The organism is Methylophilus sp. 42 (assembly GCF_000384155.1).
Classification (GTDB): Bacteria; Pseudomonadota; Gammaproteobacteria; order Burkholderiales; family Methylophilaceae; genus Methylophilus.
The window spans coordinates 1068062-1093598 of the sequence record NZ_KB913031.1 but is presented as its reverse complement, the minus strand read 5'-3'; the positions used below and the strand labels follow the sequence as shown (position 1 = coordinate 1093598).

The window sequence follows — 25537 nt, the reverse complement described above, 5'->3', positions numbered from 1 at the left end:
ATCCGATTCACTCGCTTAGTTATTTTATTCATCGCTAGACTCAGGGCAATCGCATGGCACATCACGAATTACACTTTTTACAACGCAGCGGCTGGCTGCGCGCGGCTGTGCTGGGCGCCAACGATGGCATTATTTCTACCGCCAGCCTGCTGATGGGCGTGGCCGCCGCTGGCGCCTCTCACCAGGCATTGCTCATGACCGGTGTCGCCGGGCTGGTGGCAGGTGCGCTTTCCATGGCTGCAGGCGAATATGTATCAGTGAGCTCACAAACGGATATCGAACAGGCAGACCTCGCCCGTGAAGCCGAAGAGCTCAAGGAAAACCCGGAAAGCGAATTACGTGAGCTGACTGGTATTTATATCCAGCGCGGCCTATCTCCTGAGTTGGCCCAGCAAGTGGCGCAGGCGCTATCAACACATGACTCACTAGCCGCACATGCACGCGATGAACTGGGCTTGCATGACATCAACCAGGCGCAGCCATTACAGGCCGCGCTGGCCTCGGCGCTGGCCTTTGCCAGTGGCGCCATCTTGCCACTGATCACCGCTTGGCTGGCACCGCATACGCAAGCACAAACCTGGTTGACGGTGAGCACCTTGCCATTTTTAGCCTTGCTGGGGATTGTCGCTGCGCGCACTGGCGGTGCGAGCATCGTGAAAAGTGTCAGTCGTGTCGTCGTTTGGGGTGCACTTGCCATGGCGGCCACGGCGCTGATCGGTCACTGGTTTGGCGTCAATCCGTGATCCGTCACCCCAATAAGCACTAGTCTTTAGCCGCTTTAAAAACCACGTGTGCCAGACCGTCCAGATTGCCGTCTGGCATGGGCTGGTAAGCCGCAATGGTATTGCGGTAGGCGACAAACTGTCCTTCATACCATAGCGGGATCACTGGCAATTGACTATGAATGCGCTGCGTCACCGCTGGCCAATCCTCTTTTTCCAACAATTGATCCAGCACGCCATCCTGATAGCGGCCACGGTTGAATCCCTGTGGCGGCAAGCTATTAGAAGCAAATACCTGGCTGTAAATCTCCGGTGTTTTAATACCAACCCAGGTCAGGCCATACAGCTGAAAATTACCTTTTTGCACATCGGCAAAAAAGGTGCCCCAATCCAGGCTCTTGATTTGCAGGTCTATGCCCGCCTCCTGCATTTGCGCCTGCAAAATCGTCGCTAGCCGCACACGCTGAGGATCGGTGCTGGTTTTATAAGTCAGCGTCAGTGGCAACTTAATGCCTGCAGACTGCAATAATTGCCTGGCCAGTGCCGGTTGATAAGGGTACGGCTGCAAAGCCGCATTGCCAGCATAATGCTCAGGCGGCAAGATCGCACTGGCCTGGCGGCTATGGCTGACCATGACTTTATCAATAATCGCCTGGGTATCAATCGCGTAGGCAATCGCGCGCCTGACGCGTGCATCGCGCAGAAAATCGGCCTGTACATTCAACCCTAGATAAGAATAATTAGCACCTACCCCGGTTTTCACCGTGATATTAGGCTGTTTTTGCAGATACTTAACCAGTTCAGGCGGCAAGTCTCCCTGGATCAAATCAGCTTCACCGCGTTTGAGTTTAAGTACCCGCACATTGGGGTCTTTCACTTCGTCAAAACGCACGTTGAGGCCATCACTTAAGCGCTGCAACTGCAATGCTGACTGCCACTGATCCAGTTTAAACGGCCCGCTCCCCACAGGCGCATGGCCAAAGTCATGCCCGGTCGCAATCAGGCGCGCTGGCAAAATGCCAACCATCAAGCGCGCAGCAAAGTGAGGGTCCGGGCGGCTGAGTTCAAAATCGATGGTGTTGGTATCCAGCGTTGTAATCTGCTGGATATGCTTGAATTCAGCGGTGTGCGGCGAATCCTTGAGTTGTAGCAGGCTGTCGTAGGTCGCTTTCACATCCGCGGCCGTCAAGGGCTGGCCATCGTGGAAGGTGGCAGATTGAGATAACTGGAAGCGGTAATGCGTCGCATCGCGCATCTGCCAGGTCGCCAGCCCTGGCACTTCGCGCGAGCGGCTGTCGAACTCCACCAGACGCTGGTAAATCAGGCGATTAATGCGTTCAGAAGCCGCATCCGTCGCATAACGTGGATCCAGATTCGCTGGTGCCTGCGCCACAGCAAACACCAGCGAACGCGGCTCGTTTGACGGCTGGCAACCAGTCAACGCCCACGCTAACAACACCCCCGGCAATAACCGGCCTAACATCCTGCCCATCGCCTTAAATCTTCTCAAAAATCGCGATAGATTCAACATGCGCCGTATGCGGAAACATATTCATCACGCCAGCAGCTTCCAGGCGATAGCCTTTAGACTGCGTCAGGATTGCCGCATCGCGCGCCAGCGTCGCCGGGTTGCAAGACACGTAGACAATACGCGATGGCGCATGGCCAGCGTTGGTGTCCTCCGCATCGGGCAGTGACTTGATCAACTCAATCGCACCATCCCGCGGCGGATCCACCAGCCACTTATCAAACGCGCCCAGCGACTGCAATGACTCCGGCGTCATATCGAACAAATCAGATTCAGCAAATTCAACATTGCTGACACCATTGAGCTGTGCATTTTCCACCGCGCGTTTTACCAACGCTTGCGATCCTTCCACGCCATAGACACTGGCGCCGCTGCGTGCAATCGGTAGGGTAAAGTTGCCCAGACCACAGAAAAAGTCAGCAATGCGTTCACCGGCTTGTGGCTGCAATAATTGCAGCGCACGACGAATCATGACGCGGTTAATCGCCGGGTTGACCTGTGTAAACTCAATCGGGCTAAACGGATATTGCAGGTTAAACTCAGGCAAACTGTAATGCAGCATATCGCCATGCGTGAACAAGGGCTTGACGGTGTCCGGACCCTTGGTTTGCGTCCACACCTGGGCACTGTGCGTGTCTTCAAAGGTTTGCAGCAAGGCGATATCGGCCTCGGTCAGGGCTTCCATAATGCGGAACACCAGTACAGTCGCATCTTCACCAACCGCCAACTCAATTTGCGGCACTGCCTGCTTGATAGACAGCTGGCCGATCAAGGCTTTCAACGGCACGATCAGGTCAGACACTGGTTGCGTCAGCACTTCACAGCTATCCATAGAAGTCACATAGCTGGTGCCTTTTTCATTAAAGCCGACCAGCACGCCGCCCTTTTTCTCGACATAGCGCACGCGCAAGCGAGCCTTGTGGCGGTAATGCCATGGCGTGCCCTGAATCGGCGGCAGGACTTTCTCAGCGCGCACGCGGCCGATATGCCATAAATCAGCCTCCAGCATGCGCTGCTTGGCTGCCACCTGCGCGGAAAACTCCAGATGCTGCATGGCGCAGCCACCGCAAGTGCCAAAATAGGCACAGCCGGGCGTCACACGCTGGCTGGACTGTTTCAACACCTCGACCGTCGTCGCCAACTCATAGGTCGCCTTGACATGATGCGAGACAAACTTCACCTCTTCAAATGGCAATGCGCCTTCAATAAAAATGACCTTGCCATCGACATGGGTGACACCGCGACCTTCCTGGTCGAGGGATTCAATGGTGGCAATGCGGGGAGTCTGCGCTGCCCTGGCGGCAGACGACAGGTTGGAGGATCTTTGACGGTTGTTTCTCATAACCTGTTATTTTACCTGAATTGGGCATACAATCATCCAGCAAACCAATCAAAATAAGGAGTCTGTGATGCTTAAACAATGGCGCTTAACCACGACACTGGTGGTAGCACTTTTTTCATCGTCTTTCTGCTTCGCTGACGAAGTGGCTATTCAGCAAGAGGTCCACGGCGTGGACTATGTCACCGGTGGCATAGGCTCAGAAGAAGTCGACGCCATGGAGTCCTTTAAAAAGCAATTCAATCTGTATTTCCTGTTTTCCGAAGGCAAAGTCGGCCGCGTGATTGATGATATCAACATCAGCATCGTCGACAGCAAAAATCAGACCGTATTTGCGCTGGAGCACGCTGCACCCAGGTTGTTGTTAAACCTGCCCAGCGGCAAATATCAGGCTATTGCCAGTTACCTTGGCAGTGAACAGCGTTACCGCTTTACGCATGACGCCAAAAAGCACCAACGCGTGATCCTGAACTGGAAAAACAAGATTGATGAAGATACTGTAGAACCAACAGTAGAAGATACTGCAGCACCAGAAGTGCCTGCCACTGAGACGCCTTAAAAACCTTAACCGCCGCTAAACGCCGTCAAGGGTTTATCGGCGGTAATATTAAGATGTTAGATATCGCCAAACCAGACGTTTAACCTCAAGCCCAGGCAGCCATAAACTGTTGCCAGTGCTCACCGCCGTAACCGGATAAGGTTTCGCGCACCAGCTGGATTTCAGCCGCATAATTGGCCTCATTCAAGTGACCGCGCATTTTGAGAAAGCGTAAATAGACCAGATGCGTGTTGGCGACATCGGTTTCGCAATAATCACGTATCGCTTTCACCTCTCCGTTCAAATAAGCCTGCCACACCTTGCTGCCATCCATACCAAGCTTGCCAGGAAAACCGCATAACTGCGCCATCTGGTCCAGCGGTGCGTTAGCGCGCCCACTATACATAGCCAGCACATCCATTAAGTCCAGATGACGCATGTGATAGCGACTGATGTAGTTATTCCACTTAAAGTCTTTGTCGTCTTCACCCAGATCCCAATAGCGCGGCGCGGCAATGCCATGCACCATGGCGCGATAATGCAGCACGGGCAAGTCAAAACCACCGCCATTCCAGCTCACCAGGTTAGGTGTGTATTTTTCAATGCCGTCGAAAAAGCGCTGGATAATTTCGGCTTCAGTCGACTGCTCATCGCCCAGGGTCCATACGCGAAACTGGCTGCCCTCGCGCAAAGCGCAAGATATTGCACAAACGCGCTGCAAATGGTGCGGCAAAAAGTCGGTGCCATTCTGCTGGCGGCGCTGGTGAAAAGCGATATTAGCCACGTCAGCATCACTTAAACTGGCAGGCAAGTCATGTAACTGACGAATCCCGTCCACATCCGGGATGGTTTCAATATCAAACACCAAACTTAGCATGACTATACTCGTGAAAAAATTGCTTTTTAAAATAACACAGCGCCCAGGCTTAGACCAGAAAACCTTATCTTCACGCGTCGTTTGTACAAAAAATGGGGCAATTGTATCAATTGATACAATCCACGGCCATTTGTATCAATTGATACATTTAAATAACTGATTTATAAATACTTTTTGTGTTTTTTCAAGCAATCAAAAAACCACGTTCCGCTTTAATCTGGCCATGTTCAGTTAACACGATGTATTGCCAGGGAGCAATCACATCAGCCCTGAACCTTTGACACTTACGGATTAAAATTTACGGAGCTCTCATCATGACATCAATCAGTTCACTAGGCAGTAACAGCAGTATTCAATCTTTGTCGCAGGTCAGTCAGCGTAGCGGCATGCAACCTCCACCACCGCCACCCGATGGCGAAGGTCAAGGCAAGGATGGTGGCGGTTTGCTGGGTGCCATTGATTCTGCACTGAAAAGCGCAGGCATTGAAGGTGGCCTGGAATCCATTTTTGGTCAGTCCGGCACCAGCAGCACAAGTACGAGCACCAGCGCAGACAGTACAGACACCTCTACCAGCAGCGACAGCACCACCGATGCCGCCAGTGCGCTGAATAGCTTTTTACAAAACCTGATCAGTGCCTTGCAGTCCCAGGGCACAACGAACACCAGCAGCACAGACAGTAGTGACAGCGACACTGAGGCCAGTGCAACTCAAGGCATGCCACCGCCGCCACCTTATGGTGGCCATGGCATGGAGGCCAAATTGCAAAGCCTGATTTCTGCTTTGGGGAATAGTGATTCAACGGATAGCACAACATCTGATACCAGTGCTGATAGCAGCACTAGCAGCGACCTGCAAAGCAGCTTTCAATCACTCGTGAGTGCGCTAGGTGGCAGCAGCGATAGTGCCAGCCTGAGCGGGTTCTTGCAGGCATTGTCTACCGGCATGCAACACCGCGGCCCGACTGGCAATGTGGTCAGTACCACTGCTTAAGGCACATTGACGCCTCGACTAGCAGCTGCCACATGCTTGTGGTCGCTGCTAGCGCCATTCATATGGGTCAGGCAAACTCCAGTTGCAGGATATCGGTTTCAGAGTCCTCGTCCAACCACTCGGCAGGTGCTTTATGCAAGCGAACCGGGGCTTTCATCTCTTCACCATCAAACGTCAGAATGGCGTAGCTGACTTCATGCGGCGCTTCGATCGGCGTGAACTTGGCAAAACCAAAATCAGCATTACGCATCACTTGCCAGGCGCCTGATGGTTCAGCATATTCTGCTTTGGAAAAGTAATGTGCAATTTGCCTGTCAGTCGCGGCTTTGAGGGCGCAGTCATTTTCGCGCGACATCACAGACCAGCGATAATCCAGACCATCGGCAATCGGCTGCAATTGCATCAGATACCAATGCACGTTTTCACGTGCCAGCTGTATCAAGGATCGCACACGGCCAGTATGGTGATTCAGGATGTAGTAAATCCCCAAATCCTGCTGGTGAATACTTTCACCCAAGCGAGGGAGAACGAAAAGATTAGCTGCCACAACGGACTCCTTTCATCGGAACATGCACTTAGATTGTATGCAATGACCATGCCTGAAACTGAAAGCCGATACTTTTACTGCGTTGTTTATCGAATTGCCATGACCGACAATCGCAGTGCGTCGCACAGGTCATTTCAGTATCCGACGCACCCCACATCAGCCAAGCTGTTGTTTTGCCAGTCTATTTACGCACCCACTGCCCATCACGTTGCACAAACCAGCCAGCTTGCGCTTTATCAATCCAGCGCTGGGCAAATGTACGTTGTATCTCGCCTTCCCATTCAGGGTGACCATTTGCGGCAGCCATGCCCTGATATAACCTGGCGCGGTCAGTGTTTTCATCTTTGACCAGCGCAGCTAACGCACTACGTTGGGACAATGGCACCAAACCGGCCTCTTTTACCGCGACAAAGCCGTCTGCGGTTAAACCCACAGTCCCAGACTGGTAGTGCGGCAGCAACTGCAAATGGCGGCTTTGCATGCTGGCTTTGACCGCAGCAACCGCCGGGGTATTCACATCAAGATCCGCCGCGGCATATACCGGCAACGCCTCAAAAAGCATCGCCAGGCAGCCCAAAAACACACCAACCTTCAAAGTGTGATAACCCTGGCGCAGGAATAGTTGCAACAAACGTGAACAATTATGTAGCAATCTCATCATGGGGCGGACTCCGGATTCACGGTCGGCGTTACCGGTGTTGCAGACGGGGTCACCGGGGTGGCAGTCGGCGCAGAATGCTGGCTCGATGCCGGGGATTGTCCGGCAGGCACCTGCCAGATTTCGTCTATGACTTTGTCCGCTGCTTTTTCTGCAGCGGCGGCCGGAAAGTAGATATTAATGGTGACACAAGCGCTCAAGCCCGTGGCCGATAGTACCAATAGCCACGTACGCATCCAGCCCTGTTTTATTAAAGTCAGGTTCAATCTGCTTCCTTTCTGACAACCGTTTTGTGCTTCATCATATAGTCAAGTTTAATCGATAATGATTTTACTATTGCTATCCGTCACGCGCTGCATGCGCCCCAACACGTCTTTCCAGCTGACATATTGCGTATAGCCATTGACGTTGACCGACGGCGCCCCTTTGCCTTTGACGATCACAAAGCCATCTGGCAGTGGTTCGACACCGCCCATTTTGCAAATATCGCCGCGCAACTGGCAACTCAGGCCAATTTTTTCATAACCGAACTCTTTAAAAAAGCGCAAGAAAGTGCGTTGCAAGGCCGCCGCCGTGCCCTCACCGCCCAAGGCCGTAATATTCTCTACCGCACGCTGCGAGATTTTCTTCTCGAACGGGCCGTCGGCAGTGCGCACAAAAGCATCCATAGATACCGGTTTCCAGTTTTGCAAGCGCAAATCCTTAATATCGCCTTCCAGCTTACCGCTGATGGAGCCAAAGTTAAATGTGCGCGTGATTTCACCTAGGTCAATCTCACGCATGGTGAAATTGGCGTGTAACTTGGGCACGGCGCCCAAAGGGTCATCAATATCTAGGTCAGACATGCCCACCATGCCATTAAACAGTTTGAATTGCATATCGCCCACCATACGCAATTCGTGGTTAGCGTACGTCACCAGGGGAATCGTGCCTGCAATCTGGCCGCGCATCACCGGCCAACCCAGCGCCTGGCTGAAGCTAGACATGCTGATCGGTTGCAAGTCCATCTTGACATGCCAGACCATGCTTTGGTTAATCCAGGCAGCGGAAATATCCTGAAAATCCAGTCCGCCATCCAGAATCGGCAACTGCAAACGCGGCGCCGTAATCGAAAAACGGTCCACCTCAGCCTGCCAGCGGGTTTCACCCAAGGGGATTTTTAGAATATGGCCGGACTGGTAACCCATGGCAATCTGCCTGGGACGATCATAATCCCAGGGAATATCGGCATTAAAGTGGCTAAAGCCAAACTTACCTGCCTGGTCTTCCACATTCGCGTCTGTGATATTGAGGTGAAACTTGAGCGGCTGCAAGCCTTTGGCCTCAAACGACCAGTCTGCCTTGCCAGATACATTCAAGTGGCCAAACGCTGAATGCGGAATCAGTGGCTGGATAAACGCCTGGTAAACACCGTTAAAATCCACCTCTTTGGCATCGACCTTTAAAAACTCAAATTCTTTGCTGATGAGGTTGATGCGGCTTTGGCTATGCAAGGTGCCCACGCCCTGCAATTCCAGAGTCGCCTGCTTGATATCAGCATAAGGTTGACGGTAAAAGCCACGAATCTCAAACCGCTTGCTGCCCTCGGCGAAATAAAACGGTTGCCAGAACAACTCGCCCTGCTGCCATTGAAACACGCCCTGCCAGCGCCAGCCACCGGCTTGTTCGTGCGCAGACAGATTGACCTTGCCGGTGAGTTTATCCCCTGCATGCAAACCCGATGCATCACTAAACCTGGCCTCGCGCACTGCCAATTCCAGGTCGACACCTCTGGCCGCTGGGCCAGTTTTGTCCTGTTCTTTCCAGGTTGGCGTCACCAGCACATTGAACGGCACATGCGAACGCACATCATGGTATAAGCCGTCTTCGCAGCGCCAGGGTTGTGTCGCTGCCTGCGCGGGGACCTGGCAATTCAGGTGAAACGTACCCCATACTTCATCCTGCAAGGCCTTAACCTCTGCATAAAAAGACAATACAGGCTGGCGAGTTTGTGGCCGCAAATCAAGAAATATCTTAGGCTGGCGTACCTGGTAAGGTTGCATTTGCAACTGGTCAGAGGTCACCAGCAAGGTCGGCCGCGTGCCCATATCCAGCCGAATATTGGGATTATCCAGGCGGGCATCGCCGAGTTGCAAACGATCAGCATGCACTTGTACCTGCTGCTGGGCCTGCAGATTGAGGACGGCATGCGGTTTATCGAGCTGAAACAGATCGCTGGAAATACTGTCTGCGCTTAGACTGATCTCGGTCATGGCACAGAGTGGCAGAGACCACGCCAGTAGCATCAGCCCCCAGATGCGCATCAGTCTGGAAACACCCCGGTAGACAAATAACGGTCACCGCGGTCACAAACGATACTCACAATCACGGCATTGTTGACTTCTTTCGACAATTGCAGCGCACTGTATAAAGCGCCACCACTGGAAATACCGGCAAAAATACCTTCTTTATTGGCCAGTTTACGCGTGGTGTCTTCCGCATGTTTCTGGCTGACATAACGTAGTTCATCAATGCGCTTGGCATCAAAAATGGATGGCATGTACTCTTCTGGCCATTTGCGGATACCAGGAATTTGCGCGCCGTCTTCAGGTTGCACGCCAATGATCTGGATGTCCGGGTTTTGCTCCTTGAGATAGCGCGAAGTGCCCATGATGGTGCCCGTGGTGCCCATGCTGGACACAAAATGCGTCACTTTGCCTGCCGTATCGCGCCAGATTTCCGGTCCGGTGCCTTCGTAGTGAGCCAAAGGATTATCCGTGTTGCCAAACTGGTCGAGCACGATGCCTTCACCTTCGGCTTGCAGCTTCAATGCGACATCGCGCGCCAGTTCCATACTGCCGTCCTTAGGCGTCAGCACCAGCTCTGCGCCATAAGCTTTCATGCTTTGACGGCGTTCAATCGACTGATTCTCGGGCATCACCAATACCATTTTATAGCCACGCATGGCAGCGACCATCGCCAGCGCAATACCGGTATTGCCGCTCGTCGCCTCGATCAGGGTATCGCCAGGCTTGATCTGGCCGCGTGCTTCTGCACGCAGAATCATGCTGTAAGCCGGCCTGTCCTTGACCGAACCGGCCGGGTTATTCCCTTCCAGCTTGAGCAAAATGGTGTTGCTCGGATTAGGGTTCATGCGTTGCAAAGCGACCAGCGGCGTATTGCCGACAAAGTCATCCAAAGTTTTGTATGGTTTCATAACAGACCGATGTTTGTTGTTTTCCAGACGGAACGGGGCCTGGCGCCCAAAATATTCTGAATTGAATCGATTAAAAGTAATACACGCAGATGCTTAATATATGTAAAATTCCAGTGTCGTTCCTGATTTAGCTGGTGAAGTACTAATTTTACATAAACTGCCTGCATCACAAAAACAATAATTACCAAGGAAACTGGATGTTAAAGAAGTGGATTAGCCAAGCGCTTGCCGTCATGTTGCGTCCGATCAAGTTTTTTCCAGAACTGAGCGAAGCCGATAACGTCCGCTACAAAGTCGTTTTCTTGAATAATGTGTTTGCATTCTCCGGCATTGTATCGCTGTCCATGGGGATTATCCGCTGGAACCTGCAACCCTTCATCGGCCGTGTCGATCTGGTCTCCGCCTTTCTTGCCTTTGGTTTGTTGTGGGTGCTCTATCGCTACCAGAAAAATATTGAGTTAATTGCCAGCACGGCCTTATGGCTTTGCTTTATGCAGTTTTTAACCGTCTTTTTCATGGGCATGGGCACCACCACCCGCAGTGCACTGCTGTTACTCATATTGGCCGCGGCGTTTTACCTCAAAGGCCGCGTGGCTGGTTACTATATGCTGGCATTATTGCTGATATTGGTGATCAGTAACCATGTCATGGGTATTTTCCCCTCGGAATACAGCAATCTCGACATCCTCAGCCTGTGCCTTTACCTGCTGGCCCAGTTCTTTATCATTCGCAACTACGAGTGCCTGCGTGAATCGCAAACCAGCCATTTAAAAGCACTCAATACCGATCTCGAAGCCTTGGTCAAACAACGCACCGAGCAATTAGCTGCAGCGAATACGGCGTTGGAAATTGAAAAAGAAAACCTGAAAACGCTTTCCAGCACCGACCATTTAACCGGCCTCAGCAACCGTCATCACTTTGAAACTGTCTTTGCTGAACATACGCCAGCGGTCACACGCAGGAAAATTTCTGATGCGCTGATTTTGATAGACATCGACCATTTCAAAAAGATCAATGATAGCCACGGTCATGTATTGGGTGATGTGGTCCTCAAATCTGTGGCCAGTTGCATTAAAAAACATAGCCGCATCTCAGACATCACCGTGCGCTGGGGCGGTGACGAACTAATTATTTATGCGCCGCGCACAACGCTTAAACAAGCCACACAACTGGCAGAAAAAGTACGCCATCAAATCAATGCCATGCACCTGGCGGGCGTAGGCAACATTACCATCAGCGCCGGGGTTGCTGTGCTGCATCCCGGCGATAACCTGTCACAACTATTACAGCGCGCAGACCAGGCATTGTATGAAGCCAAACAAGCTGGTCGTAACAGTGTCTATGCCGCCGCGCTAGACTAAGCCCCCACATTTAGGTACCTTGCCACCACTTTTGTCGTTTTCGTATTACTAAATCATGCTGAGATGTTCTGCTGTTGTATTTGCCCTTGCTTGCCTGCAATGCCTGTTATTCGCCTCAATGGCCCATGCCGAACAGTGGCAAACCGTGCCAGGCCGAGAAAAATTCCTCACCGTGGCAGTCGATCTCGACTCGCTACAAATTGGCCAGCATGAAGACATGGTTTTTTTCAAACTCCGCGCCGACGATCATGACGACACGATTGCGACCAGATATGTGCAAGCCTCTTGCAGTGAGTTCTCGCTGGAAGTAGAGCGCGAAACCGTGTTTCATAAATCCAGCCAAGGCTCAGAAAGTATGGACTGGAAAAATAATAATGCCCTCAAAAGCAGCCCGGCATTTGCCCAGGCACGTTTGTCTTTCTGGGGCGTGACGCAGGCCTATGGACAAGCCATCTCGCTGGCCTGTCGCCGCGTGGGCAACCGGGCGCCTGAACGGTTGCACATTCTGCAAGCAGAGAACTGCGCGCCCAGCAATCCTTTACGCAAAGTCGCCTGTGCCAATCACGCCAGTTGGCGCGCCAATTACAAACTCTATTTCTCGCGCTCGCATGACGTGATTCATAACTGCGGCATTTCAGAAGAACGCATGACCAAACAAGCTGCCTGGCTGCTGAAGAGCGTGATGCGTTGCCAAAGCGAGAGCTGCGGTAACGAGATTCTCGAAGACTGGATCCATAAACGCGGACAAGACATTGCCAATGTGATTCATATGCAAAAAGCAGACAGTGCCTGGCACGCTACCTCACAACCTGCCCCACTCTGCCAGTCACTCAACCAGGCAGACCAGGCGATTGCCAGCATGCAAACCGAAGAGATTTACGCTAAAGCCAAGTATCTTGGCTGTTTAAAACGCGAAACGGCCAAGCTACGCGCGGCCAACACGCCACCTGAAACGCTATCACAACAAGCCGAGCAATTATGTGACGCGCCATTTAAAGAATGGCATGAGGCGATTTCCAAGCAGTCAGCCATGTCAGACGTCACCAATAGACAACCCCTTTAACGCTCAACCATCATGGCATACACCCTAGAAAACAGATTAGTGATAGGCGTCGCATCGAGTGCGATGTTTGATTTGTCAGACTCTGACGAAATCTTTAAACGAGACGGTGAAGCGCTTTACCGTAAGTTTCAAGAGAACAACCTTCACAACCCGCTGCCCAAAGGCATTGCATTTTCATTCATCAAACGGCTGCTCTCCCTCAATGATCTAAGCCCCCACCCGGATGACCCGTTGGTTGAAGTGATATTGCTATCAAAAAACGACCCTGATACAGGCCTTCGGGTCATGAAGTCTATAGAGCATTACAATATCGGTATGACGAGAGCCATCTTCATGCAAGGCCAAGCGCCCTACAAATTCATTCCTGCGCTCAACATATCGCTCTTTCTCTCGGGGAACAAAGAGGATGTTGATTCTGCCATTCGCCTGAACATGCCTGCTGGCCATGTCATGAACTCAGCAATGATTGATGACGAAGAGGATGCTGCATTACGCATTGCCTTCGACTTTGATGGTGTATTGGTAGACGATGAGTCTGAAACCGTTTTTCAGGCCAGAAAAGACGTGAACGAATTCAAAGCGCACGAAGCAATGAATGTCATGCAGCCTCATAACCCCGGCCCATTACAGCAATTGCTTGTGCGTGTTTCCGCCATTCAATCCGCCGAGGAAGAAAAGAAAAAACTGGATCCTTCTTACAAAAACCGCTTGAGAGTTTCGATTGTGACAGCGCGGGATGCGCCAGCACATGAACGCGCCATGAACACACTAAAAAGTTGGGGTGTGATGGCGAATGACGCGTTCTTTCTGGGTGGCATTGAAAAAAGCAAAGTCCTGGCGGTATTAAGACCGCACATTTTCTTCGATGATCAGTCCGGGCATTTAAAAACAGCCTCTGAAGTGGTGCCTTCAGTACACATTCCTTTTGGCGTGACTAATCAAAAAGCAACCTAAACAGGCTGCTTAAATATTAAGCTCGCGCGCGGAACAGAAATACCGCATAGGCACCAAACAACACAAAGCTGATCAAGCCCAGTTGCGGCAAGGTCAGGCCGAGAAATGTCCAGTCGATTGCGGCACAATCGCCTGTGCCACGGAACACCAGCGTCAGGGCTTTTTTGAGCGGAAAATTTTCAAACATATAATCAAAGCCGACACCGCAGTCAGCGATAATTTCGTCTTTATGCGCTTGCAGCCACCAGTGACGAATGGCAACGCCGACACCGCCAAGCGCAGTGAGTACTTCTACCAGCGTCAGCCCGGCATGGGCCCAGGACTTGGGAGAAATAAAGGCATGTAGCAGAAACAATATCCCCAGGCTCATGAAGATAATGCGCTGGGAGATACATAGCGGACAAGGCTCCAACTGGTTTTGCACCTGTATAAACAAGGCCAGTGCCACAATGCCGAAACCAGCCAGAAAACCGAGCACATAGCCACCACGACCTTTAAACCACTGACACATTGCAAACTCCTGCGCGTTGAATAAAACTGAAATTGTAATAGATAACGCGCTTATGATGCTGGCAGTGTGCACATCGTTCCCTCTTTTTAACAGTGGAACGTGTTTTATCAGAAATCAGGAGGCCGCCTGTGCACTTTCAAGCTGATGCATAGCCGATTTCTGTTTGACTTCGTGATGTTTCTTTTTGTAATAGCGGGCAATGCGTTTCACATAATCCCGCGTTTCGGGATACGGCGGGATACCCTGATGTCGCTGCACTGCGTTTTCACCGGCGTTGTAAGCGGCTGCGACCAGCTCGACATCGCCTTTAAAATAAGTGATCAGCCAGCGCAAATAAGATAATCCACCCTTGATGTTTTGCTCGGGATCATAGGCATCCTTCACATGAAACCTGGCTTGCGTATCTGGCAATAACTGCATCAGGCCCTGCGCCTTTTTGCGCGAAGTGGCTTTCGGGTTAAAACCCGACTCTACTGCGATCACCGCCATGGCAAAGTCGATATCCACGCCATAGCTTGGCGCATGCTTTTTCACCAGCTGATAAATCGGGCCACGCTTGCGGAACAACACTTCCGCCGCAGAATTACCTTGTTTCAGCATACAGGCAGGCAATACAGCCAATTCAGCATTACCGGCCTCGTTATCCAGCCACTCCCTGGCATCACGGTGCCCTTGTATCGCCGCCAGACTGAAAAAGCGCGCAGCAACATCATGATTCGCTGTCACGCCTTTACCCGTGCTATAAAACCAGCCCATGGCAAATAGCGCATCGGGGTCACGCGACTCCGCTGCCAGCGCACAATAATGCGCATGTGCTTGCTCATAACTGCTCAGGCCAAGGGCATTTTTAGTCCCCGCCGCCAGGCTCACCTGCAACTTAATAAATTGTTTATAGGCTTCATTTTTGATGGCAGACTGCTCACGGCTATAGCCAGGGGCTGGCGCGCCACTCTCAGGGAGACTCGTCGTTTCTGGCGATGATCGCATTTCACTCGACGGCTGGGTTTCACCTGAAGATGGCTCAAGCAGCTCATCAGCCTCAGCGGCACGAGGTAACAGTGCCGCGCACACAAACGCTACACACATGGTCATCCATAAGCTTGCGCGGTGCATAGCAGTGTGAGGGATGTTCAATTGCATTCGGATAAAAATATCTCCAGGCCTTATTTATTTAATGACTCGTTTATTGGCATAAAGTGCCAAGCCTTGCGTTAAAACGGCGCAAAAACCGTGCGAAAGACATAGCCAAACAACAATCTGCTGTTGGATAATGCGGGGCTATGACCAACTTGTTATCGACGCCTTTTAAACAAATCTTGAATGTCAGCGACTTGACGCGGCTGACGAAAGAGCTGCTGGAAACCAGCTTTCCGCTATTCTGGATCAGTGGCGAAATCTCCAATTTCACGCGCGCGGCCAGTGGCCACTGGTATTTCTCGCTGAAGGATGATCGCGCCCAGGTACGCTGCGTGATGTTTAAAGGCCGTAATAGCCTGGTGGGCAGCATGCCCCGCGAAGGTGACCTGATAGAGGCGCGCGCAACAGTCACCCTGTATGAAGCGCGCGGCGACTTTCAACTGACAATTGAGTTTATGCAGCCAGCAGGCATGGGCAGGCTGTATGAAGCGTTTGAGCAATTGAAACAACGCTTGCAAGCCGAAGGCTTGTTTGACCTGTCGCGCAAAAAAGCCATTCCGTCTAACCCGCAACGCATAGGCGTGGTGACTTCACCCGACGCAGCAGCCTTGCGTGATGTGCTCACGGCCATCCGCAGGCGTTACCCAGGCATGGGGGTAATCATTTACCCGACACCGGTACAGGGCAAAGGCTCGGCAGAGCTGATTGCACAAGCGATTCAACTGGCCGACCAGCGCCAGGAAGTCGATACTTTATTGGTTTGCCGCGGTGGCGGCAGCATTGAAGATTTATGGTCATTTAACGAAGAGATCGTGGCGCGGGCGCTGGCGGCCTGCCGCTTGCCCACCATCAGCGGCGTAGGCCATGAAACTGACTTTACCATTGCCGACTTTGTGGCAGACCTGCGCGCAGCCACACCGACAGCCGCCGCCGAACTGGCTTGCCCGGATCAATCACAATTACGCCAGCAAGTAGCGCAATCACAACAACGCCTGATGCGTGCCATGCAATCATTGTTGCGCCAGCAATCACAAACACTGGACTATTTGTCGCGCCGCCTGATTTCGCCTGCACAGCAACTGCAGCAGCAGAAACAATCATTGCAACAATGGCAACATCGCTTAAAACTGGGCATGCAACAATATTTGCAAGCACGTCAGCGCAGGCTGGAATATTTGGCCACCAGTTTGCAACAGCTGAATCCGCACCAGGTGCTGGCACGTGGCTACGCCATTGTGCAAAAACAAGATGGCATCGCCGTGACAGACACCAGCCAGCTCACGATAGGCGAACGCCTGCAATTAACGTTGCATCATGGTCGGGCGCAAGTCATGGTTGAAAAAAGTGGTGACTGAAAAAACAAGGCTTCTGACCAGCAGGCTTTTCATGCAATCGTCCACAAAAGCACCCACTGACAAATTAAAGGCACTTAACTGACAGATTATTTGTGTCAAAGTCATTGGTGAAGTTTTAGAATTAACCGATAATCATTGCTTGTCTTCAGCTGTTCACACAATGGACCATACAAAAAATCAGCAAACGGCGCTCCACACCATGGCACTCGCCGCGCTAGGCGTCGTTTTCGGGGATATTGGCACCAGCCCCCTTTACACCATGAAAGAAGTCTTTGCAGTTGGCCATCACCCACTGTTACTGACACAAGATAATGTATACGGCATCTTGTCATTGATCACTTGGGCACTCTTGCTGATCGTTTCGTTCAAGTATGTGGCGTTTATTATGCGGGCAGACAACCGCGGCGAAGGCGGCATCATGGCCTTGCTGTCACTGGCTAGCCGTTATGCCGGCGGCGAGCCTGACCAGCGCAAGCGCATCATGATGCTGGGCATTGTCGGTGCCTGCATGTTTTACGCCGATGGCATGATTACCCCCGCCATCTCGGTGCTGTCTGCCGTTGAAGGACTGGAAGTCGCCGCACCTCAGCTCGATAGCTGGATTGTGCCAATTACACTATGCGTGCTGTTTGTATTGTTCTGGGCACAAAGCAAAGGCACCGCCGTCGTCGGTGCTTTTTTCGGCCCGGTGATGCTGACCTGGTTTGCAGTACTCGGCATCCTTGGCGTCATCAATATCAACCACCACCCGGAAATCCTCAAAGCCCTGAGCCCCGCTTACGCTTTCCTGTTTTTTTATACCCAACCGAAAATTGCCTTTATTGCGCTAGGCGCAGTGGTGCTGGCCGTGACTGGTGCCGAAGCACTCTACGCCGACATGGGCCACTTCGGCCGCAAGCCGATTCGACTGGCCTGGTTTTTGTTTGTGCTACCGGCGCTGATCTGTAACTACTTTGGGCAAGGTGCACTGATCCTGACAGAACCGGAGTCGATCCAGAACCCGTTTTATCACCTGGCGCCCGACTGGGCCTTGTTCCCGCTGATTATCCTGGCCACATTGGCGACTGTGATTGCGTCGCAGGCCGTGATTACCGGCGCATTTTCCGTGTCACGCCAGGCGCTGCAACTCGGCTTTATTCCGCGTATGCACGTCGCGCATACCTCAGAAAAAACCGAAGGCCAAATCTATATGCCGCGTGTTAACTGGGGCCTGATGGTTGCCGTGATGGGCCTGGTGATTATTTTTGGCAGTTCTGGCGATTTAGCCGCCGCTTACGGCATTGCAGTGACAGGCGACATGGTGATCACCACCCTGCTGGCGGCCGTGGTTTTTCACCACCTGTGGGGGTGGAGCAAACTGAAAACAGCCTGCCTGATTATGCTGTTCCTGGTCATTGACTTGTCCTTCTTTGCCGCCAACATCCTCAAAATTCCGGATGGTGGCTGGGTGCCACTACTGATCGGCCTGATTATTTTCACCCTGATGCGCACCTGGAAAACTGGCCGCAGATTGTTGTATGGCATCCTCAAATCAGAGTCTATGGAACTGATTCCCTTTATTCAGGCCATTGGTGCGCACCCACCAGCACGCGTTAATGGCGCGGGGGTATTCATGACGCCTAACCCGGACGGCGTACCACATGCCTTGCTGCATAACCTCAAGCATAACAAGGTGCTGCATGAAACCATGGTCATCCTGACGGTGCGTTTTGAAGATTACCCTTATACCAGTCAGGAAGAACGCGTTGCCGTCGAAGCGTTACCGTACGGCTTTTATCGTGTCACGCTACGCTACGGCTATATGGACGAACCTGACTTGCCTAGAGACCTGGTACTCACCGAGCCATTAGGATTGACGCTGGATACCATGGACACCTCGTTCTTTGTCGGCAAAGAAAGTCTGATTGCCTCAGACAAACCGGGTATGGCGTTCTGGCGCAAAAAGATTTTTATTGGTTTGTTCCGTACCGCGGAAACCATCACCAACCAATTTAAATTACCGCCTAACCGCGTGGTTGAACTGGGCTCACAAGTTAAAATCTAAATTCAAAAAATTGCAAACTAAAGTTAATCATCCGGGCGTAAAATACACTTTTTAGCTTGCTAGGCGATGTTGCGACCGATTGGTGTCAACGGATCATGCAAGCCATACGATAAAGCATGATTGCAACGAGTGAGGGAACATATGTTTAACTTAAAAACCATTTCAGTCGCCGTGATGTGTGCATTGCTCACCGCGTGCGCCAGCACCACCAACAACAGCGTCTCTGGCGTGCAACGCAGTCAGTTATTGCTATTACCTTCTGCCACCGTAGACAAAATGTCTGCGCAGTCCTATACCCAAACGCTGCAAGAGGCACAAAAGAAAAGTACGCTGAATGCAGATAAACCATTATTGAATCGCGTGACGACAATTTCTCACCGCCTGATTGCCCAGGTCGGCGTATTCAGGCCCGATGCTGCCAAGTGGAAATGGGAAGTCAATGTCGAAAAGAATGACCAGCTCAATGCCTATTGCATGCCAGGTGGCAAAATCATGGTGTTTTCCGGCCTGGCCGAGAAGCTGAATGCCACTGACGATGAACTGGCCGCAGTGATTGGCCACGAAATTGCCCATGCGTTGCGCGAGCATGGCCGTGAACGCATGTCACAAGCGTATGTACAACAATTTGGCCTGCAGGCCCTCGCCTCCTTTGTCGGTGGTACGGCGGGCAGCATGGCCGCGCAGGGCGCAGGCATGGGTAGCCAGTTGCTATTCTCATTGCCTAACGGCCGCGAACAGGAACGTGAAGCTGACCGCATGGGGCTGGAGCTGGCTGCACGCGCAGGTTACAACCCGGAAGCAGCCGTGAGCTTATGGAAAAAAATGATGGCAGCCAACAAAGAGGCACCGCCTGAATTCCTCAGCACCCACCCTTCCAGCGAAAACCGTATCAAAGACCTGCAAGCGTTAGCGCCCAAAGTCATGCCGCTCTATCTCGCAGCCAAAAATAAATAAATTCTTGCTGGCAGGGGCTGCCTGACATCTGCGGCCCCTGACCCGTCAAAATTAGGTTAAAATTTCGGGTTTACTGTTATTCAACCGAACTATTTCATCGAACAAGAGAACATCATGGATCCACGTCAAAGCATTATTGAAGCGGCTTTTGAAGACCGCGCCAACATCAACCCGGCCAATGCACCAGCCGATATCAAAGCCACCGTGGCTTCTGTGCTGGATGACCTGGATGCAGGTAAATTGCGTGTAGCGACCCGCATTGGCGATACCCAGCAATGGGAAACCCATCAGTGGATTAAAAAAGCCGTTTTATTGTCTTTCCGCCTGAAAGACAACTATCTGATGGATGACGGCGTGACACGCTACTTTGACAAAGTGGATCCAAAGTTTGCCAATTACACTGAAGAAGACTTTAAGGCAGGCGGTTTCCGCGTGGTGCCTAATGCCATCGTCCGTAAAGGCTCATTCATCGCCAAGAATGCAGTATTGATGCCTTCTTACGTCAACATCGGTGCTTATGTCGGTGAAGGCACCATGGTCGACACCTGGGCGACTGTCGGTTCCTGCGCGCAAATTGGTAAAAACGTACACTTGTCCGGCGGCGTTGGCATTGGTGGCGTACTGGAACCAGTACAAGCGGGCCCAACCATTATTGGTGATAACTGCTTTGTGGGCGCGCGCTCAGAAGTGGTTGAAGGTGTGGTGGTTGAAGATAACTGCGTGATCTCCATGGGCGTATATATTGGTCAATCCACCAAAATTTATGACCGCGAAACCGGTGAAATCCACTTTGGCCGCGTACCAGCAGGTTCTGTGGTCGTGTCTGGCAACCTGCCATCCAGCGATGGCAAATATAGCTTGTACTGCGCAGTCATCGTGAAAAAAGTCGATGCCAAAACCTTGGGTAAAGTAGGCATCAACGAATTATTACGCGGCGTTTAAGGCTTAAACGCCAAGCGTATTGGGAATCACGCCTTAAAACGACTCCGTCCCTCAAGTTATGCAGAGGACGGGTCGATATTAAGAGTGATTCTCACCTGACGATATTCGATATAGGGTTGTCGATCATCGTTTTATGTTATTCGGAGTGTTAAAGGACGGAGAGTCAGCAGGCAAGAAACAAAACGCAGTAGAGTCACACCACTAACAATCACAATGACCGTGCAACTTTTATGATCACAACTCACATGCTTATTTTGCTGCTCTTCACATCCAGTGTCATTGGATGTTTTTTTGCATTTAAGCTCGTGGACAAGCTGCGTATCGCCGCGGCAAAAGATCATGATGCCTTGCTCAAAAAATACGCTGCACTCACCGCTGCTGGCATTTTCCTGCTGCATGCCGGTTACCAGCTTGCAGCAGATAACTTTCCCAAAATCACTCAACATCCGGTCGATTTTATCGGCAGCCTGCTGTGCGCTTACCTGCTGTCACTGTCTTTACTCAAAACCGTTAATAAAAAGAAATTGCCGCTGCGCGATTTGCTGTATGCCTCCTTGGCGGCGGGCGTCAGCGGCTATTTACTATCTTACTTCTTTCAGATCAGTGCTGGTGCCATCAATATCCGCATTGACACCTGGACCGCATTATTCGCGCTATTTCTCGCTTGCCTGACCTCGGCACTGGCGATTGTGACCATCCTTTGGCTGAAAGGCTACGAAGGCAAAGCGCTGCATCGCCTGAAATGGATGTTTTCGGTCGAAATTGCACTGGGTTTCCTCGCCTCGCACACCGCCATTAACCTGAGCATTGTGCATAACAATATGCTGCTCAGCCAGCCAACTGACCAGACAGGCAACTACCTCATGCTGTTGCTGGTGCTGGTACCGGTGCTGCTATTTATCACCTCGTTTATCCTGGTGATTTTCTATGAGCGCAATGTCGATATTACGCAAAGCAAACTGACATTCCGCAATACGCAGACAGTGAACAAAAAGTTTCTGGCCTACGACCCGCTCACACACCTGCCTAACCGTGATGCCTTGAACCAGCATCTGATCATCAGCGCCAAACGCTGTGACCGCAATGGTGAGTCGCTGGCATTAGCCTATATCGACCTCGACCATTTCAAACCGGTCAACGACCAGTTTGGCCATCACATCGGCGACCTGTTGCTAATTGAAGTTTCCAAACGCATCAGCAATGCCATCCGCAATTGCGACTATGTGGCGCGTGCCGGCGGCGATGAATTTATTGCTGTGCTCAGCGAAATCGAAAATCATCAAAGCGTGGTCACCGTGACACAACGGATCGTTGATGCCTTGCGTGAGATTTTCATTATCGAAGACCACGTCATCGAAATCTCCTGCTCCATTGGCGTCTCCATGTACCCGCAGGATGGCAACCTGCAAAAACTCAAATTAAATGCTGACGCAGCGATGTATAAAGCCAAGGAAAACGGCAAAAACCAGTATCGTTTCTTTGATGCTGAAATTGAGCAAGCATCAGATGAAATGCAACAAACGCGCGTGGAGCTCAAACAAGCCATTACGCACCAAGAGTTCAGGTTGCTATTTCAACCAAAAGTCGATGCTCTGACGCGTATCGTGCATGGTGCAGAAGCCCTCTTGCGCTGGCAACATCCCACACGCGGCCTGCTCTCGCCCAATAATTTCATTGAGGCGGCCGAGCGCTTTGGCATGATTGAAGAAATCAATGCCTGGGTGATTTCGCAAGCCTGCAGCACCATCAAACAGGCACGTGAACGCAGCATAGACTTGAGTATTTCGGTCAATATGTCCAACCAGCAATTCCGCAATAAACAGCTCAGTTCACTCATACAGTCGATTCTTGAGCAACATGAAGTCGAAGCACGAAACCTGATCCTGGAAGTCTCAGAAACCAATGCCATCCATCACCAGGCGCAATTCCAGGAAACCTTGCGCCACTTTAAGCAGCAAGGCCTCAAAATCTCGCTGGATGACTTCGGCCTGCACCCTTTCAGCCTCACGCATCTGCAAGACCTCGAAATCAGCGAAGTCAAACTCGACCGCACCCTGACCAAAGGGGTAGCAGCCTCCAATACGGCACTGCTGATTGTAGAAGCCATTGTCAAACTGGCGCACGCGCTGGACTTGAATGTGGTGGCAGAAGGTGTGGAAGACGAAGACCAGCGCAAAGCCCTGGTCAGCATCGGTTGCGACCAAATGCAAGGTTTTCTGTTCTCCAAGCCAGTTGAGCAAAAATTCCTGTTTGACGTTTTCAGTGAACTACAGTTGAAGTCGACCACGCAAAGCCTGTTTTAAAGCCAGTGCTGTTGCAACAATAAATTGCAACGCCCGCACTTCTGGCTGGTAAAATAAGCTTTTTACCTGATTATCCGCCATGAAACTGTACGGCATCCCTAATTGCAATACCGTCAAAAAAGCCCGCGACTGGCTTGAGCAACATGCCGTTGCTTATGAATTCCATGACTTTAAAAAACTCGGGCTGGACAATGCCACCGCGCAATCCTGGCTGCAACAGCAACCATGGGAAAAACTGGTCAACCGTAGCGGCATGACCTGGCGCAACCTGACTGAAGCCGAGAAAAATGCGGTTGTGGATGCTGCTTCTGCGCAGGTTTTAATGCAAGAAAAAACCTCGGTGATCAAGCGCCCTATCGTCGTTAACAACGACAAAATCGTCGCCCTCGGCTTTAATGAAGCCGACTATGCCCAACTGTTTGCCAAAGAATAAGCCTATGTCAAAAACACTGGATCTTGCCATTGACCTCCTGAAACGCCGTTCGCTGACACCGGAAGATGCGGACTGCCAGGAAACCATGATTGCCCGTCTGGAACCGCTGGGATTCAAGATTGAGCGTATGCGTTTTGGCCAGGTAGATAACTTTTATGCGCGCCGCGGCACGACCGGCCCATTGATCGTATTCGCCGGACATACCGACGTCGTACCAACCGGCCCGCTGGATCAATGGCACACGCCACCGTTCGAACCAACCATTAAAGACGGCATGCTGTATGCCCGTGGCGCAGCGGATATGAAAACATCTTTGGCAGCCTTTATTACCAGTATTGAAGAATTTGTGGCAGCACACCCAAACCACCCAGGCTCGATTGGCCTGCTGATTACGTCAGATGAAGAAGGCATTGCCATTGAAGGTACGGTAAAGGTGGTTGAAGCGCTACAAGCGCGTGGTGAAACCTTTGACTACTGCATCGTTGGCGAGCCGACCAGCAACAAAGTGGTTGGTGACATGATCAAGAATGGCCGCCGTGGCTCATTGTCTGGCAAACTTACAGTCAAAGGTATCCAGGGCCATATTGCCTACCCGCACCTGGTCAAAAACCCGATTCATTTGGCCGCTCCAGCAATCAAAGACATGGTGGAAACCGTGTGGGATAATGGTAACGAATACTTTCCGCCAACCTCGTGGCAAATCTCCAATATGAATGGCGGCACCGGTGCGACCAACGTCGTGCCAGGCGAGGTCGAAATCCTGTTTAACTTCCGCTATTGCCCCGAGGTCGATGGCCAGGGCAGCTCTGAACAAAGTCTGCGTTCGCGTGTACATGCCATTTTGGATAGCCACGGCTTTGATTACGCGCTGGAATGGGAGCACAACCAATCCTACATCACACCACGCGGCCAGCTGGTAGCCGCCATCAGCCAGGCCATTACGCAAAGCTATGGTGTGACACCTGAACTATCCACCACAGGCGGCACCTCTGATGGCCGCTTTATTGCCGACATTTGCAAAGAAGTGATCGAATTCGGCCCGCTCAACGCGACCATTCATAAACTGAATGAATGTGTCGCGGTGGCAGATATTGAACCGCTGAAAGAAACCTATAAGCGCACCATGGAACTGTTACTACTAAAATAATATGACAAGCAATTTACACACTATCCGCGACTGGCTGCGTTATGCCGTCAGCCGTTTTGAAAACTCTGATATTTTTTATGGCCATGGCACCGACAACAGCTACGATGAAGCTGTCTGGCTGGTCATGAGTGCGCTGCATTTGCCGCATGATACGCTGGATAATTTTCTCGATGCGCGTTTAACCACAGAAGAGAGCCAGCACTTGGCAAGCTTGATCGAAAAACGCGTCACCGAGCATACGCCAACGGCCTACCTGGTGAATGAAGCCTGGTTGCGCGGCTATAAATTCTACGTCGACGAGCGCGTGATTGTGCCACGCTCATTTATTGCAGAACTGCTGGAAGATGGCCTGCAACCTTGGGTAGAGTTTCCGGAAATGGTGGAATCGGCAGCTGACATTTGCACGGGCTCCGGCTGTCTGGGTGTATTGCTGGCAGAGACCTTCCCTAACGCGCATATTGACGTGGTAGATATTTCGCCAGATGCGATAGATGTCAGCAATATCAATATCAAGCGCTACGGATTGGAGCACCAGGTGCAAGCCGTGCAATCTGATATGTTTACCGCGCTCAAAGGCCGTAAATACGATGTGATTATCAGCAATCCGCCTTATGTTGACGCGCCCAGCATGGCAGAATTACCTGCGGAATACCGTCAGGAACCGCAGCTGGCTCTGGGCAGCGGCATTGCCGGGCTGGATCATACGCACACCTTATTAACGCAAGCGGCTGACTATTTAAATGATGGCGGCGTACTCGTGGTCGAGATTGGTCACAATCGCGACGCTTTGCACGACGCTTATCCGGACTTGCCATTCACCTGGCTGGATACCAGCGCAGGCGACCAGTTTGTGTTTATGCTGACGAAAGAAGACCTGGTCGAAGCAGGCTTGCACATCGAATAAACAGAGTAGCCTCTGTTAACCACAAAAAAAGC

At 51.6% G+C, this 25537-nt stretch carries 24 protein-coding genes; 14 read left to right on the top strand and 10 right to left on the bottom strand.

Annotated elements, in window-relative coordinates; all coding sequences use genetic code 11:
• Positions 1-53: 53 nt before the first annotated feature.
• Entirely contained in the window at positions 54-743 is a 690-nt protein-coding gene (locus MET42_RS0105355; RefSeq protein ID WP_019881786.1) for a VIT family protein, read from the top strand.
• Positions 744-762: 19 nt separating this feature from the next.
• Here the strand turns inward: MET42_RS0105355 and MET42_RS0105350 are convergent, their stop codons facing one another.
• On the bottom strand, positions 763-2205 hold the full coding sequence (locus tag MET42_RS0105350) for an ABC transporter substrate-binding protein (protein ID WP_019881785.1): 1443 nt from the start codon (positions 2203-2205) through the stop codon (positions 763-765).
• A 13-nt stretch (positions 2206-2218) separates the two neighbouring features.
• Positions 2219-3592 (bottom strand): 23S rRNA (uracil(1939)-C(5))-methyltransferase RlmD, encoded by a 1374-nt coding sequence (gene rlmD / locus MET42_RS0105345; protein ID WP_019881784.1) that lies wholly within the window; start codon positions 3590-3592, stop codon positions 2219-2221.
• 67 nt (positions 3593-3659) lie between these two features.
• On the opposite strand from rlmD, the gene MET42_RS0105340 reads away from it, so the two are divergent.
• Positions 3660-4148: a hypothetical protein gene (locus MET42_RS0105340; RefSeq protein ID WP_019881783.1), complete on the top strand. Its 489-nt coding sequence runs from the start codon at positions 3660-3662 to the stop codon at positions 4146-4148.
• Positions 4149-4233: 85 nt separating this feature from the next.
• On the opposite strand, the gene MET42_RS0105335 is transcribed toward MET42_RS0105340, so the two are convergent.
• Positions 4234-5004 carry a 3'-5' exonuclease gene (locus MET42_RS0105335; RefSeq protein WP_019881782.1) on the bottom strand — a complete coding sequence of 257 codons (771 nt, stop codon included), beginning with the start codon at positions 5002-5004 and terminating at the stop codon, positions 4234-4236.
• A 314-nt stretch (positions 5005-5318) separates the two neighbouring features.
• Here MET42_RS0105335 and MET42_RS0105330 point away from each other — a divergent pair, with 314 nt between their 5' ends.
• Positions 5319-5996, top strand: a complete 678-nt coding sequence (locus MET42_RS0105330; protein ID WP_019881780.1) for a hypothetical protein — start codon at positions 5319-5321, stop codon at positions 5994-5996.
• Positions 5997-6063: 67 nt separating this feature from the next.
• Here MET42_RS0105330 and MET42_RS0105325 read toward each other — a convergent pair whose 3' ends face one another.
• The 5 genes from MET42_RS0105325 to cysM all read right to left on the bottom strand — a co-directional run bounded on the left by MET42_RS0105325 (position 6064) and on the right by cysM (position 10397).
• Positions 6064-6543 carry a hypothetical protein gene (locus tag MET42_RS0105325; protein ID WP_019881779.1) on the bottom strand — a complete coding sequence of 160 codons (480 nt, stop codon included), beginning with the start codon at positions 6541-6543 and terminating at the stop codon, positions 6064-6066.
• Positions 6544-6724: 181 nt separating this feature from the next.
• Positions 6725-7204, bottom strand: coding sequence for a YdbL family protein (locus MET42_RS0105320; RefSeq protein ID WP_019881778.1), 480 nt, complete (start codon positions 7202-7204; stop codon positions 6725-6727).
• Positions 7201-7437 (bottom strand): hypothetical protein, encoded by a 237-nt coding sequence (locus MET42_RS0105315; protein WP_198289761.1) that lies wholly within the window; start codon positions 7435-7437, stop codon positions 7201-7203. Before MET42_RS0105315 ends, MET42_RS0105320 begins: the two co-directional genes overlap by 4 nt.
• A 78-nt stretch (positions 7438-7515) precedes the next feature.
• Positions 7516-9504 carry a hypothetical protein gene (locus MET42_RS0105310; RefSeq protein ID WP_019881776.1) on the bottom strand — a complete coding sequence of 663 codons (1989 nt, stop codon included), beginning with the start codon at positions 9502-9504 and terminating at the stop codon, positions 7516-7518.
• Complete coding sequence (cysM, locus tag MET42_RS0105305) at positions 9504-10397, bottom strand: cysteine synthase CysM (RefSeq protein WP_019881775.1); 894 nt, start codon at positions 10395-10397, stop codon at positions 9504-9506. Before cysM ends, MET42_RS0105310 begins: the two co-directional genes overlap by 1 nt.
• Positions 10398-10594: 197 nt before the next feature.
• Between cysM and MET42_RS0105300 the strand changes: the two genes are divergently transcribed.
• The 3 genes from MET42_RS0105300 to MET42_RS0105290 all read left to right on the top strand — a co-directional run bounded on the left by MET42_RS0105300 (position 10595) and on the right by MET42_RS0105290 (position 13775).
• On the top strand, positions 10595-11758 hold the full coding sequence (locus MET42_RS0105300) for a GGDEF domain-containing protein (RefSeq protein WP_019881774.1): 1164 nt from the start codon (positions 10595-10597) through the stop codon (positions 11756-11758).
• Between the two features lie 118 nt (positions 11759-11876).
• Complete coding sequence (locus MET42_RS0105295; protein ID WP_019881773.1) at positions 11877-12821, top strand: hypothetical protein; 945 nt, start codon at positions 11877-11879, stop codon at positions 12819-12821.
• Between the two features lie 12 nt (positions 12822-12833).
• Positions 12834-13775 (top strand): 5'-nucleotidase, encoded by a 942-nt coding sequence (locus tag MET42_RS0105290; protein ID WP_029512336.1) that lies wholly within the window; start codon positions 12834-12836, stop codon positions 13773-13775.
• Between the two features lie 16 nt (positions 13776-13791).
• Here the strand turns inward: MET42_RS0105290 and MET42_RS0105285 are convergent, their stop codons facing one another.
• Both MET42_RS0105285 and MET42_RS0105280 read right to left on the bottom strand, forming a co-directional pair.
• On the bottom strand, positions 13792-14286 hold the full coding sequence (locus MET42_RS0105285) for a disulfide bond formation protein B (protein ID WP_019881771.1): 495 nt from the start codon (positions 14284-14286) through the stop codon (positions 13792-13794).
• A gap of 114 nt (positions 14287-14400) precedes the next feature.
• Positions 14401-15372 carry a lytic transglycosylase domain-containing protein gene (locus MET42_RS0105280; protein WP_232411337.1) on the bottom strand — a complete coding sequence of 324 codons (972 nt, stop codon included), beginning with the start codon at positions 15370-15372 and terminating at the stop codon, positions 14401-14403.
• 194 nt (positions 15373-15566) lie between these two features.
• On the opposite strand from MET42_RS0105280, the gene xseA reads away from it, so the two are divergent.
• From xseA to prmB, 8 genes are all read left to right on the top strand, one after another.
• The gene (gene xseA, locus MET42_RS0105275) at positions 15567-16778 is read left to right on the top strand and encodes an exodeoxyribonuclease VII large subunit (RefSeq protein WP_019881769.1); all 1212 of its coding nucleotides are present in this window, start codon (positions 15567-15569) and stop codon (positions 16776-16778) included.
• A gap of 160 nt (positions 16779-16938) precedes the next feature.
• Complete coding sequence (locus MET42_RS0105270; protein ID WP_019881768.1) at positions 16939-18822, top strand: potassium transporter Kup; 1884 nt, start codon at positions 16939-16941, stop codon at positions 18820-18822.
• A 141-nt stretch (positions 18823-18963) separates the two neighbouring features.
• Positions 18964-19776 carry a M48 family metallopeptidase gene (locus MET42_RS0105265; RefSeq protein WP_019881767.1) on the top strand — a complete coding sequence of 271 codons (813 nt, stop codon included), beginning with the start codon at positions 18964-18966 and terminating at the stop codon, positions 19774-19776.
• A gap of 114 nt (positions 19777-19890) precedes the next feature.
• Positions 19891-20718 (top strand): 2,3,4,5-tetrahydropyridine-2,6-dicarboxylate N-succinyltransferase, encoded by an 828-nt coding sequence (dapD, locus tag MET42_RS0105260; protein ID WP_019881766.1) that lies wholly within the window; start codon positions 19891-19893, stop codon positions 20716-20718.
• A 305-nt stretch (positions 20719-21023) separates the two neighbouring features.
• A complete protein-coding gene (locus MET42_RS0105255) occupies positions 21024-23021 on the top strand; it encodes a bifunctional diguanylate cyclase/phosphodiesterase (protein WP_232411334.1) in 1998 nt (665 codons plus the stop codon).
• 79 nt (positions 23022-23100) lie between these two features.
• The gene (locus MET42_RS0105250) at positions 23101-23454 is read left to right on the top strand and encodes an ArsC family reductase (protein WP_019881762.1); all 354 of its coding nucleotides are present in this window, start codon (positions 23101-23103) and stop codon (positions 23452-23454) included.
• Between the two features lie 4 nt (positions 23455-23458).
• Positions 23459-24601 (top strand): succinyl-diaminopimelate desuccinylase, encoded by a 1143-nt coding sequence (gene dapE, locus MET42_RS0105245; protein WP_019881761.1) that lies wholly within the window; start codon positions 23459-23461, stop codon positions 24599-24601.
• Position 24602: 1 nt separating this feature from the next.
• Positions 24603-25505 carry a 50S ribosomal protein L3 N(5)-glutamine methyltransferase gene (gene prmB, locus MET42_RS0105240; protein ID WP_019881760.1) on the top strand — a complete coding sequence of 301 codons (903 nt, stop codon included), beginning with the start codon at positions 24603-24605 and terminating at the stop codon, positions 25503-25505.
• Positions 25506-25537: the final 32 nt, after the last annotated feature.

Bases quoted from the DNA above. Each gene is read 5' to 3' on its own strand.
- MET42_RS0105355 (WP_019881786.1), top strand. From the start codon at position 54: ATGGCACATCACGAATTACACTTTTTACAACGCAGCGGCTGGCTGCGC.
- MET42_RS0105350 (WP_019881785.1), bottom strand. From the start codon at position 2,205: ATGTTAGGCCGGTTATTGCCGGGGGTGTTGTTAGCGTGGGCGTTGACT.
- rlmD (WP_019881784.1), bottom strand. From the start codon at position 3,592: ATGAGAAACAACCGTCAAAGATCCTCCAACCTGTCGTCTGCCGCCAGG.
- MET42_RS0105340 (WP_019881783.1), top strand. From the start codon at position 3,660: ATGCTTAAACAATGGCGCTTAACCACGACACTGGTGGTAGCACTTTTT.
- MET42_RS0105335 (WP_019881782.1), bottom strand. From the start codon at position 5,004: ATGCTAAGTTTGGTGTTTGATATTGAAACCATCCCGGATGTGGACGGG.
- MET42_RS0105330 (WP_019881780.1), top strand. From the start codon at position 5,319: ATGACATCAATCAGTTCACTAGGCAGTAACAGCAGTATTCAATCTTTG.
- MET42_RS0105320 (WP_019881778.1), bottom strand. From the start codon at position 7,204: ATGATGAGATTGCTACATAATTGTTCACGTTTGTTGCAACTATTCCTG.
- MET42_RS0105315 (WP_198289761.1), bottom strand. From the start codon at position 7,437: ATGCGTACGTGGCTATTGGTACTATCGGCCACGGGCTTGAGCGCTTGT.
- MET42_RS0105310 (WP_019881776.1), bottom strand. From the start codon at position 9,504: ATGCGCATCTGGGGGCTGATGCTACTGGCGTGGTCTCTGCCACTCTGT.
- cysM (WP_019881775.1), bottom strand. From the start codon at position 10,397: ATGAAACCATACAAAACTTTGGATGACTTTGTCGGCAATACGCCGCTG.
- MET42_RS0105300 (WP_019881774.1), top strand. From the start codon at position 10,595: ATGTTAAAGAAGTGGATTAGCCAAGCGCTTGCCGTCATGTTGCGTCCG.
- MET42_RS0105295 (WP_019881773.1), top strand. From the start codon at position 11,877: ATGGCCCATGCCGAACAGTGGCAAACCGTGCCAGGCCGAGAAAAATTC.
- MET42_RS0105290 (WP_029512336.1), top strand. From the start codon at position 12,834: ATGGCATACACCCTAGAAAACAGATTAGTGATAGGCGTCGCATCGAGT.
- MET42_RS0105285 (WP_019881771.1), bottom strand. From the start codon at position 14,286: ATGTGTCAGTGGTTTAAAGGTCGTGGTGGCTATGTGCTCGGTTTTCTG.
- MET42_RS0105280 (WP_232411337.1), bottom strand. From the start codon at position 15,372: ATGTGTGTAGCGTTTGTGTGCGCGGCACTGTTACCTCGTGCCGCTGAG.
- xseA (WP_019881769.1), top strand. From the start codon at position 15,567: ATGACCAACTTGTTATCGACGCCTTTTAAACAAATCTTGAATGTCAGC.
- MET42_RS0105270 (WP_019881768.1), top strand. From the start codon at position 16,939: ATGGACCATACAAAAAATCAGCAAACGGCGCTCCACACCATGGCACTC.
- MET42_RS0105265 (WP_019881767.1), top strand. From the start codon at position 18,964: ATGTTTAACTTAAAAACCATTTCAGTCGCCGTGATGTGTGCATTGCTC.
- dapD (WP_019881766.1), top strand. From the start codon at position 19,891: ATGGATCCACGTCAAAGCATTATTGAAGCGGCTTTTGAAGACCGCGCC.
- MET42_RS0105250 (WP_019881762.1), top strand. From the start codon at position 23,101: ATGAAACTGTACGGCATCCCTAATTGCAATACCGTCAAAAAAGCCCGC.
- dapE (WP_019881761.1), top strand. From the start codon at position 23,459: ATGTCAAAAACACTGGATCTTGCCATTGACCTCCTGAAACGCCGTTCG.
- prmB (WP_019881760.1), top strand. From the start codon at position 24,603: ATGACAAGCAATTTACACACTATCCGCGACTGGCTGCGTTATGCCGTC.